The sequence below is a fragment of the Okeania sp. SIO2F4 genome (assembly GCF_010672385.1).
Lineage (GTDB): Bacteria > Cyanobacteriota > Cyanobacteriia > Cyanobacteriales > Microcoleaceae > Trichodesmium.
The window spans coordinates 1-5,956 of sequence record NZ_JAAHGT010000607.1; the positions used below are offsets into that span (position 1 = coordinate 1).

The 5,956-nt window shown below is 37.5% G+C and carries 4 protein-coding genes; 3 read left to right on the plus strand and 1 reads right to left on the minus strand.

The features are described from left to right. Positions 1-338: 338 nt before the first annotated feature. On the plus strand, positions 339-1,364 hold the full coding sequence (gene gap, locus F6K22_RS28600) for a type I glyceraldehyde-3-phosphate dehydrogenase (protein WP_293105890.1): 1,026 nt from the start codon (positions 339-341) through the stop codon (positions 1,362-1,364). Positions 1,365-1,581: 217 nt separating this feature from the next. After that, entirely contained in the window at positions 1,582-1,962 is a 381-nt protein-coding gene (locus F6K22_RS28605; RefSeq protein ID WP_293105891.1) for a DUF1823 family protein, read from the plus strand. A 541-nt stretch (positions 1,963-2,503) separates the two neighbouring features. On the opposite strand, the gene F6K22_RS28610 is transcribed toward F6K22_RS28605, so the two are convergent. Further along, positions 2,504-4,612 (minus strand): protein phosphatase 2C domain-containing protein, encoded by a 2,109-nt coding sequence (locus F6K22_RS28610; protein WP_293105893.1) that lies wholly within the window; start codon positions 4,610-4,612, stop codon positions 2,504-2,506. Positions 4,613-5,528: 916 nt separating this feature from the next. Between F6K22_RS28610 and F6K22_RS28615 the strand changes: the two genes are divergently transcribed. Then, complete coding sequence (locus F6K22_RS28615; RefSeq protein ID WP_293105895.1) at positions 5,529-5,804, plus strand: hypothetical protein; 276 nt, start codon at positions 5,529-5,531, stop codon at positions 5,802-5,804. The last annotated feature ends 152 nt before the right edge of the window (positions 5,805-5,956 follow it).

Consider the following 5,956-nt stretch of genomic DNA (forward strand, 5'->3'; position numbering starts at 1 on the left):
CAGCTATGTTGTCAACACAAAAAACTTGAAAAATTTAATACCGATATGTGTTTATTTGCGGGTCGGCATTCCCCTCCCGTTAAATCAAAGATTATAACGGGAGACCCCTGCCGACATTTAGTTGGATGTTACCTGTTTATTGCCCGTTCCCTAATTCCGAGATATTTTCTCCATAACCCAAATATAATTGCTAGGTGTCCCATAATGCCTCCGTCATCTGGCCTAAAGATTCTTAAGATATGGAAAAGAATAATTTAGACCACATTGTCCTTGTGATAATTTCTAATCGGTAAGTCCTAATACTTATAGAAACTTTTAGCTATATAGGAGTTGTATCCATGCCTTTAAAAGTAGCCATCAATGGATTTGGCCGTATTGGACGTCTAGTATTCCGTGCTGGACTAAACTACCCGGACTTAATCGAGTTTGTGGGAATTAACGACTTAGTACCACCACAAAACCTAGCTTATTTATTGAAATATGATTCAACTCACGGACGTTTCCAAGGGGAAGTAACTGCCTCCGATGATGGCATAACAATTAACGGAAAGTTGATTCCCTGCGTGTCAGTTAGAAACCCTGCTGAATTGCCCTGGAAAGAAAAAGGTGCAGATTATGTGGTTGAGTCTACAGGATTATTTACCACTTTTGATGGTGCTTCAAATCATTTGACAGCAGGTGCAAAGCGGGTAATTATTTCAGCTCCTACTAAAGATCCTGAGAAAGTAAAAACTTTGCTGATGGGTGTGAATCACGATTTGTTCGATCCTGCTCAAGATACAATTGTTTCTAATGCTAGCTGTACTACTAATTGTTTAGCTCCTATTGCTAAAGTTATTGACGATAATTTTGGTTTGAGTGAAGGTCTAATGACAACTGTTCATGCTATGACTGCTACTCAACCAACTGTAGACGGTCCGAGTAAAAAAGATTTTCGGGGTGGACGTGGTGCAGCTCAAAATATTATTCCATCTTCCACTGGTGCTGCAAAAGCAGTAGCTCTAGTTTTACCACAATTAAAAGGAAAACTAACTGGTATGGCATTCCGAGTGCCTACTCCTGATGTTTCTGTGGTTGATTTGACTTTCAAAACTGAGAAGTCAACCAGTTACAAGGATATTTGTGCAGCAATGAAAACTGCTGCTGAGGGTCCGATGAAAGGTATTCTTGGTTATACTGAAGATCCTGTAGTTTCTACTGATTTTACCACTGATTCTCACTCTAGTATTTTTGATGCTGGCGCTGGAATTGAACTTAATTCTAATTTCTTTAAAGTTGTTTCTTGGTATGATAATGAGTGGGGTTATTCAAATCGAGTCCTAGATTTAATGTTATCAATGGCAAAAAAAGAAGGTATCTCTTAACTAATAACTAACAACTGAAAAATTAAGTTATCAGGACTTACCCAGAAACCGGGTTTATCAACGAAAATTCCTGTATGATCGACCAATAATCAGTGGTTCAAACTCGGTTTATTAATGGGAATATGTCTGTCTTAGTTATATGAGAGGCAGTCTTCCTCTGCCTCTACATACTCTCAACACAGAATCATCTAAATTAAGTTTTAAGGAATCAGGTTTTATGTCTGAACTACCATCCCTAAACACAGAAACTATTCAGGCAATTATTGATGAAAAGATTGATGATAATACTGTTAATCAATTAGTTTGGTATTATCTTGGTTATCGCTATGATGATACTACTGGTAAATGGGATATTTCCAGGGTAGCACCAGAGTGGCGAGAGGAATATCCAGAACCTCCGAATTTTATTGAATTTCGTCCGCCCACTGTGAAGTTAACTCGTTCTATTCCTAAAGAAAATAAACAATTATTGAAACAAAAATTGGGTTTCAAAGGTTATAAAATTGGTGAGTTTACTCCCGTTCAAGCTCGTCGTGCTACTATGGCTAATTGGCTTTTAAGTTATATGGAAATTGCTCACAAATCTGGCACAAATTAATATTTATTTGTTGAATTTGACTAATAGACATAGGCGTGATAATTAAAAATGAAATCAATTATAGTGCATAAATTATTAATTCTTTCCCCCTACTCCCTACTCCCTACTCCCTCTTTTCCGGAGTGGTCTAATATACAGCAGATTCCAGGTTTATGAAGTACAGTGGCACTAAATTTTTAAATAGTTTTTGAAGTATGGAATTAAGTTTTCACATCAATTCGCCAATCTACTAAAATCACTGTACCACACTTATATCATGTCCGGTTGAATAGTTATAATTAGAGCTTCGTAGTAGGGCTTGAGCAATATCTATAACTTAGGGCTAGAGCAATACTACAAACAAAAATTTTTTGGTCGCGTAAGCGGAACGGAGTTCTATCACGCTCTTATCCGGACATGATATTACATGGAATAGGCTGTATTACCGAAAAGTTAATGTTTAAAGCCTCTCATGAGCAAGGAGAAAAAAATTTCCTTTTAACCAATCCTATCTGTTATAAGAAGAGGTAATTATTAATTATTAATTATTAATTGTTAATTGTTAATTATTGAAACACCCATCTAGTTGTTCTGGATTTACATTAAAGAGATTGATTATATCTATACGACTGTCTATTTTGACTTGTTGAATCCAACCTATATCTTTTGATTGTAAGTAATAGATAAATTCTGGATCGATACTCGATGATTTTGTAGTTGAGCATACCTCTAATTCTAACCAAATTTCTTCAGAAAAATACATTTTTCTGATTACTTTGAGAATACTACCATTAGCAACTATACCTTTCACAGTATTATCTCTGGTGCCAGTTAGTAATTCAATGGGTTCGTTTAATGTGTCAGTTGGAGAGTCGCTACCACTAATCAATATGAATGAACCTACATCGAAGGATAAGGTCGGAGAAAATGTAGGTGTTGGTGATAAGCTAGGTTTTTTTATCTTTTTCTCCATCTGATTATCGGAATTCTTTTTTGTTGGTTCTTTAATTCCAATTAAGTCAGTTGCTATGGGACTTAAAAAATATGCTAATATTCCGCCTAATCCCAGAAGTATAAAAATTCCTAACAGGTAAAACCACCCACTTTTATATTCTAAGTCAAACATGGAAGTTTGAGATTTATGCTCAACAAATGGTTTTTCTAAGTGTGCAGACTTAACGTCTATAGGTGGGAGAGATAATTCTGTCATCTGACCTTTAGATGTTACCTGATAATACACTAAAGCTACTGTCACATTATCATGCCCATTTTTGGTGTTAGCAATTTCTATTAATCTATCTCTAACTGTAGCTAGATCAATTTTTCCTTCTAGCAATGGCAATATTTCTGTTTGCCAATATTCTTCTACGCGATCTTTATCACTTAAACCATCGGAACAAATCAAGAAAATACTATCCTCATCTATCAGAAAACGTTGTACTGTTGGATGTAGAGCTATTGAGGTAGTAATACCCAAAGCTTGTACTAGGGCACCTGATGCGACTTGTTTTATGGCATCGTTATATAGAGAATAACCTAATCTGACTTGACGACTAGCGACATCATCATCTACAGTAACTTGATAGCATCTGCTAGGAGTAATCCAGTAAGCACGGCTATCTCCTATATGAGTGATGTAGAGTTCGTGCAGATGGGCAAGTGCCATCACCAGGGTGGTTCCCATTCGTTGACGACCTTGGCGTTCTTCACGATCGTTGCGATCGCAAATAGCATCATTAGCAGCACAAACAGATTCTTCTAACTTTGTAGTTATACTTAGAGGATCGCCATTTTCCGGAATCTTTTGCAGTTCTTGGCACAGAACTTTGATTGCTAACTGGGAGGCTTCTTCACCTCCATATTGACCACCAATGCCATCACAAACAATACCTACTGTCTGAGAACTAGGTGGATAGCTAATCAAAGTTTTACTGGGTGGGTAACAAGCATCTTCATTGTGAGAACGGTTTGGCCCAGTATCTGTAGCGGTGGTAATGTGAATGCTCCGAACTTGCGATCGCCCCAATACTTCTAAAGCTTTATCTAGTTGTGTTATTAGTAGATCGGCATTTTGTACTTTGCCTGCTATCATTTGCTGAGACAGTTGTTTCAAAAATTTTGCTACTGCTGGATTAGCATTGCTCACCCATTTCTCCCATAATCGACCTAACTGCTGCAATGTCAAAGATTTTTCATCTGGCTGTAGTTCTAATAAACGTAATAATTGCCCTTCTACTCGCAGATTTTCTGGATTTAGTAAACTAGAACCTACTTTTTGCACATTCAACGGTTGCCAAAGTTGGGCTATTTGCCACAACCAGTTTAGCTGTCGAATGGGTGTAGCATCTTTCCATGCTGTAGCTATTTCTGGCATTAAGCTAGCTGTCCCTGGAGTTATTGGCCCTCCTTCTAACAACCAAATTTCTTTAGTCCCTTTGTTCACTGGTACTGATATCAGTCCAAAAACTTGAGGAATATGAAGTCTATAGGGAAATAATTTCAAATAAGGTTCTATTCCACCCGGAATTTCTTCGGGCATCTCGGGCATTTTTTCTGGTTGAGTATCTAGTAATATCTTACCATGCTCAACTTGATAGCGATCTGCTATTATTTCTCCTGGCCGATAGGTTTTGATCCCTTCACCTATAGCCCACAGGTAGTGTTTTGGCATAGTGTTTTGCATCAGGGGGCCTCACCACTTTCGGCCTTTTTTTTGATTGGTTAGATTTCTATTGATTATTTATGCTGCTTGGATTAGGTCTTTGTGCCTTAGTTCTCGGCATAATTCCAATATCTCAAAAAGCCAATTCCTATTTGGTAGTTTTTGACTTTAAATTATTATACCCTTATTATAAATAGGTTTGATACAATTAATACAGTTAAGATTTCCTAAAAATTTTGTCAGTAAAGCTATAAATATTCTCTGAGTCATATCTCTAAAGTCATAAATTGTAGTGTGTTGGTTCCAGGATATATTTTTCCAGTCTTATCTCAAGGTTGGTTGAAGACCCACGATATCCATCTCCCCTTTGAAAGCTATGCTTTATAAACATCTTTACTTGACAAAATAGATAAGTTATGTATAGGTTTTTAATACACTTTTTCTCCTGAAAAATTGTATTAAAAAATACTTTTTTTTAATAACTTAAGTATTTTTGCCTAGTTACTATACTCTTTCTCCCTTCTCCCCTCTTCTCTACAAGGTTTTCAGAAGTTCCCGATGTGGGATAGCTTTGAAAGGGGGGCGTTGGGGGGGATGGATAAAAACCAATCAATTTTGCGGTTTTGCCAATAGTGTGTTACGGTTAAGTAAGGTTGCTGGACTAGCAGTGTCAGCGCCAGTCGTTCATGAGGGAGACCCCCAAGACCACGCTGGCAAGTCTTGAGGCTCGACCGTAAGACCAGAAAAAGGTTCTGCCTCGGAGAGAAGTGCTATGTTTGGCTTTCCTACGGAATGCTAACGCAAACGCGACATGAAAAGCCCAACTCATCTGTAAGAGGCAGCAGAAAGCCCTAAGCAGCAAGGTTTAGGAATCCTGCGTTGTCGCGCTATGCGCAAGGTCTGGAGGATGTCAAGAGGTCTATTCATGTCTAAATCTTCTGATTCTAGCGCTTCCAGGAATTTTACTAATCAAGAAACTAATAATAAGCAGCCATTACCTCCAATAGAGATAGATGAATTGCTGACTCAAGTGAAACATTCTCATGGATTATATTACAAAATGGTTAATCTTGAAATTTGGGCTTTGGTGGAAACTCTAGAACAGTTTTTTCCCGGTGCTTGGAATCAATTCATGGCCAATCGTCAGGTCTCTATGAAGCAATTTTTGCAACATTCTCAGAATAAAAAGGTAGAGATGTGATGATTGAAACAGTTAACGGTTTTGTTTCATGAAAGTAGGGATACAAATGTCTCTTAAGTAAGTATTCCCGGAAAAGCCCATAGTAAATGAGGAAATCTCTCCTTAAAGCAAAACCTAAAAATATGCTTTTTAGGTTGTCGCCGGGGGTATTT